The organism is Microcystis sp. LE19-41.2A, from assembly GCF_027530405.1.
Classification (GTDB): Bacteria; Cyanobacteriota; Cyanobacteriia; order Cyanobacteriales; family Microcystaceae; genus Microcystis; species Microcystis aeruginosa.
In genome coordinates, this window is sequence record NZ_JAPZQJ010000681.1 from 1 (window position 1) to 4,751 (window position 4,751).

5 protein-coding genes are annotated in these 4,751 nt (G+C 44.3%); all 5 read right to left on the minus strand.

What is annotated here, in order from left to right:
- Positions 1-225 precede the first annotated feature (225 nt).
- Positions 226-732, minus strand: a complete 507-nt coding sequence (locus O9290_RS27865; protein ID WP_288056228.1) for a DUF1269 domain-containing protein — start codon at positions 730-732, stop codon at positions 226-228.
- Positions 733-829: 97 nt separating this feature from the next.
- On the minus strand, positions 830-1,447 hold the full coding sequence (locus O9290_RS27870; protein ID WP_002756663.1) for a CP12 domain-containing protein: 618 nt from the start codon (positions 1,445-1,447) through the stop codon (positions 830-832).
- A gap of 81 nt (positions 1,448-1,528) precedes the next feature.
- Positions 1,529-2,794 carry a glycosyltransferase family 39 protein gene (locus tag O9290_RS27875; protein ID WP_288056230.1) on the minus strand — a complete coding sequence of 422 codons (1,266 nt, stop codon included), beginning with the start codon at positions 2,792-2,794 and terminating at the stop codon, positions 1,529-1,531.
- A 114-nt stretch (positions 2,795-2,908) separates the two neighbouring features.
- Positions 2,909-4,099: a glycosyltransferase family 4 protein gene (locus O9290_RS27880; RefSeq protein ID WP_288056232.1), complete on the minus strand. Its 1,191-nt coding sequence runs from the start codon at positions 4,097-4,099 to the stop codon at positions 2,909-2,911.
- Between the two features lie 38 nt (positions 4,100-4,137).
- Positions 4,138-4,716: a ribosomal protein S18-alanine N-acetyltransferase gene (gene rimI / locus O9290_RS27885; protein WP_288056234.1), complete on the minus strand. Its 579-nt coding sequence runs from the start codon at positions 4,714-4,716 to the stop codon at positions 4,138-4,140.
- Between the last annotated feature and the right edge of the window lie 35 nt (positions 4,717-4,751).

Consider the following 4,751-nt stretch of genomic DNA (forward strand, 5'->3'; position numbering starts at 1 on the left):
GAGTGATTGGGGGGAAAATTTAGGGATTTTTTCCCTGAAAATTAGGTAATTGACCACCTGAAAATGGGTAAAACCCCACACCCCACACCCCACACCCCACACCCTGCCCCCACGAAAAACTTTTTCAGCAGCCCCTAATTATCGTACCTCATGAGATTAGGAAATTCTCTAAAAAAGCAAAAAGGGAAATATATTCCCTTTTTCTAGCTTTTATGGACCCATATCCTAAACGATTTCGGGTTTAACACCTCTTTGGTCGAGAATTTTCTGTAATTCCGCTTCGTCGGTTTTGGTCAAAGAAGTGCGTAACACTTTACCTCCGTAGGGGGCCACTTCATCGAGGACCTTATCGGGGGTAACTTTTTGGACGAGAACAAAGAGAGCAGATGTACCTGGCTGCATGGTTTCTCCCAATTCCCGCATAAAATTGTCATCCACACCGATATCACTTAAAGCACCTCCCAAAGCGCCACCAGCAGCACCGAGGACGGCCCCTAATAAAGGGTATAAAAAGAGCATTCCGATTAATAATCCCCAGAAACTGCCACTGGCGGCTCCCGCTGCCGTTAAATTGACCGCTTGCTTGAGTTTAATCTGGCCATCTTTGTTTTTAACCACTACGGCAGCATCTTCTAACTCGATGAGATGTTCCTGTTGCAGTTTAGCCAAAGTTAAACGAACTTCTTCTGCTTTAAATTCGTCCTCATAGGCGATGACAAATAGATCGGCCATAGTTTTTCCTCGATTATTAGTAAATAAAACCTTTATACACTACTTTTGCCGGATTAAAAAGTTTGAGGTATCGGAGAATACCTCAAAGCCATGGGGATTAGGTGTCATAAATACGAGCTTCAAAAGCATCGGGATTTTCTTGACAGTATTCCTCAAAATAGGTTTTTTCCGGTTTTTTAGCGCGTTGGTGTGCCAATTCTGCCTGTAATTCCTCAACAATATCCCAAGCTGCAGCACAATCGGGAGAATTTCCCCCTTTTTCAGCACATACTGCCCGGGCAATATCTCTAGCTTTGATAATCTCCGCTTCTAAATCAAGACTGCGGGGCTTTTCGACGGCGTTACCTTTATGGAGAATGTCGCTAACGGATATAACACCGAGCAAACCGCCTTTAATTACTGGTGCGAAACGAATACCGGTATTAGCAAATAAGCGGGCCACATATTCAACCCCGAGGTCGGGATTAATCACGATGCAGGGTTTGCTCATCACTTCATAGACGCGCACTTTTTGCGGATCTTGACCGAAAGCGACGACTTTATAGACAATATCGGTTTCAGTGATAATTCCGTAAGCATCTTCATCGTGACGGCGATCGACAATGAGAGTTCTAATGTTCTTTTCTCTCATCAATTGTACCGCTTTGGCAACGGTTTCAGAACCTTTAATCTTGGCCACCTCCGTGGTCATAATTTCAGCTGCTTTCATGGTCATAGTTGGAGAAGTTAAGTTGTGCCTTTGTTATTTTAAGGTATATCCTTGTCAAAAATCAAAGAATCCCATCTGGCAAGATTTCTAGTTCCAAGGACGCAAAAAATAAGAAACTAACATCAAACAGCCGACAACATTCCCCAGCAATAAGCGGGCTACCTTGAAATAGTTATCTTTGGTATAATACTGGGCTAACAGGATCAAGAATGGAATAGCTGTAGCTGTATAGCGAGTCGAATAATAATGGGTAATTTTAAAAGCTGTAGCGGCAACTACGATCACGGCAACATTTAAAAACAGAAATTTACTATCTTTATAGTGATCTCGGCAATTGTTGAGGCTGGCAATCAGAAAAAGAATTCCAAAGGCAAGCAGACAGGAGGAAGCTAAATAGAAAAAGAAACTTAGCCAAGTAGGATCGGGAATAATTTTCTGGAAAACTTGGTAGGCTGGACGAATAGAAAGGATTTTAAAGATAGCGTTGCCTAGAAAGCTGCTGACCAGGACAGATATTATTATCACCTTATTCAAGCTGAACCATTTGGGAGCGAGGATAAATAATAAAAGACCGGTGTAGGCAAAGGAAAGAAATCCGTTTACCAGAGAATATCCAGAAGATAATGAACTTTGACCGGGGGGAACTAATCCACCCCATACGCTAAAAACGATAGCGGGTAAAATTCCAGAAGTTAACCAGCATAATATTAAAGGTTGCCAAGATTTTTTTGAGGAACTAATTGTTAGTATTGGCAAGATAAACACTAAAACGATAAAAGTTTGTCTGCCTAGGATTGCTATCCCTAAACATAATCCACTCAGAGCGGCTATTCCTAAGCTCATTTGCCGGTTATCTGCAATTTTTTCTAGAGCTATAAATATCAAGAAAATTGCTAAAGTTGCCAAGAGCATACCAGGGATTTCCGTGAGAGCCATGCCCGTAATCACCCAAATCATCGGTAAGCCCATAATTGTCAGACTAGAGACCAGTGGCTGGGGAATTTTGAAAATTTTTTGCAGGGTTAAACTCAGGACTAAAATTAACAGTAATAAAAGAAGAATATTAACCAACCTAACGGCAGGGGCTTGCAAATTGGTCAAGGGCTGAAAGATATAATGAATTATCGGGTATAACGGACCTGGGGCCGATTGTCCTGTACCGCGTAAGAATCGATAGGATAAACCGTATTGATTTAATAAATCTACTAACGGTAAGTGATAAACTTCATCATAAACGAGAGCATGGGGAGAAAGAAGTACACAGGTCAATAAAACCACAAAACCGATGAAATTGACCAGGACACTTGCTAGTTGAGCGGGATTAAAATCCTTAGTCATTTTCAGCATATTCATAATTTTGTGTCGAGGAAATTACTCTCCTAGGATTATGCTCTAGTTCATTGGGTTTGTCCAGAAGAAAATCGGGACGGCTTCAGGATGGCTGACGGCTAAAAAACCGCTCCCTGATTAACGCCATTCTACCAGTTGTCGTTCTTGGACAACCAAACCATATACTGTCTCAGTTTGACGGGCTAAATTCGCCCAATGAAAGCGTTTTTCTAGGTCTTCGTAGGCGTTATTAGCTAATTCTTGGGCGTATTCGGGATGATTTAAAACCTCCAAAATGCCCCAAGCGAGGGAATCGGGATTATTGACCCGGGTGACAATTCCCGTTTGACCATGACGGACAACTTCGGGAAAACCGCAGGTATCGGAAACTACGACGGGAACCCTAGCGGCGAAACTTTCCAAGGCGACAATACCAAAAGGTTCGTAAAGACTGGGAAAAACGGCACAATCGGCCACGGTTTGGAAGCGATCGAGGTTTTCATCGGACATAAAGCCCGTAAAATAACAATGATGCCAGATACCCAGATGCCAAGCCTGTTGTTTGAGTTTGTCGGTATTGCCGCCACCGATAATGACAAATTTAGTTTGACCCTCGGTCTGGGCCAGGACTTTTGGGGCAGCGTTGAGTAACACCGAAACCCCCTTTTCAAAGGTCATACGCCCGACGTAATAGACGATTTTTTCGTGATCTTGGGCATATTGACGACGAAAAGCTCGGTAATCAAAGTTAGGGTCTCTTTGCTTTTTCTCGGCCCGAATACCGTTATAAACCACATCGATTTTATCCCAGGGTGCGCCCAAAGCCCGATGGACTTCATGACGCATATAGCCAGTGCAGACGATAATGCGCCAAGCATTATAGACGAGGGTTCCCTCTTTGCCGGCGATATAGCGTTGGGTGTCGGTGTGCAGTCCGTTATAACGTCCGTATTCCGTGGCGTGAATAGTGGCAATCAGGGGGATTTTAAAGAGATGTTTCATGGCAATGGCCGCATCCCCTACTAACCAATCGTGGGCATGAACAAGGTCAAATTTTCCGTATTCGGCGATTAGTTTGCCGCCCTGTTGCCCCATGCTGTTATTCATGTTGACCACCCAATGGAAAAAGTCATTGCCGGGGGGTACGGGGACACGGTGGATGTGAATGCCTTCCACCAGTTCGTAACTGGGGGCCTGACCGAATTCGATCGTGATTAAATGGACTTCATGACCGAGTTTGACGATTTCGGGATAGAGTTCAGCGACATGACGGGCGATACCGCCCACTAATCGCGGTGGAAATTCCCACGCCAACACTAAAATCCTCATTTTTCCCTAACCTCGACCTGATTTAAGCTTGTAGGTAATCATGACATCCCCATGGTATCTATTTTGGCTCTGGTTTCTTCCTCTAATTGCCACTCTCCCTGCGCCAGTCTTGAGAGGATTTCTTGTCGCCACTTGCTTAATTGTTCCTGAAAAGCGGCCGTTTGTAGATCGTTGCGCCAGAAAATTAGGGCCGATTCGCCAGTTTGCGGATAATAATTTTTACGCTCTCCAGCGATGCGGAAGCCAAAATGCTCGTAGATTGCGATCGCTGACTGGTTCGATACCCTCACCTCTAGCGTAGCCCTTTCCAGTTGTCTTTGTACAGCCTTCTCCAGAAGTTTGTAGAGAAGTAGTTTTCCTAATCCTTGTCTTTGATAGTCTGGGTAAATTGCTAGGAGAGTAATATGCGCTTCTTCGAGAATTGCCCAAAAACAAGCCAATCCGATTAGGGTTTCGTCATCCCGGTCTAGGGTAAGAATTAATAATTCACTGTTGGGGCTGTCTAATTCCCGTTGATATCCCGATAACGTCCAGATACCGCCGAGACTGGTGCGATCGAGTGCCACCATGGCGGCAAGATGCTCTGATTTTGGGGTTTTAAGCTGGATTTTTGCCATTGATCGGGGAAGGGAGCAGGGTGTGGGGTGTGGGG

What these genes read in the sequence shown, in the direction of transcription:
- O9290_RS27880 (WP_288056232.1), bottom strand. Translation starts at nt 4,099, where the DNA reads ATGAGGATTTTAGTGTTGGCGTGGGAATTTCCACCGCGATTAGTGGGC.
- O9290_RS27875 (WP_288056230.1), bottom strand. Translation starts at nt 2,794, where the DNA reads ATGAATATGCTGAAAATGACTAAGGATTTTAATCCCGCTCAACTAGCA.
- O9290_RS27870 (WP_002756663.1), bottom strand. Translation starts at nt 1,447, where the DNA reads ATGACCATGAAAGCAGCTGAAATTATGACCACGGAGGTGGCCAAGATT.
- rimI (WP_288056234.1), bottom strand. Translation starts at nt 4,716, where the DNA reads ATGGCAAAAATCCAGCTTAAAACCCCAAAATCAGAGCATCTTGCCGCC.
- O9290_RS27865 (WP_288056228.1), bottom strand. Translation starts at nt 732, where the DNA reads ATGGCCGATCTATTTGTCATCGCCTATGAGGACGAATTTAAAGCAGAA.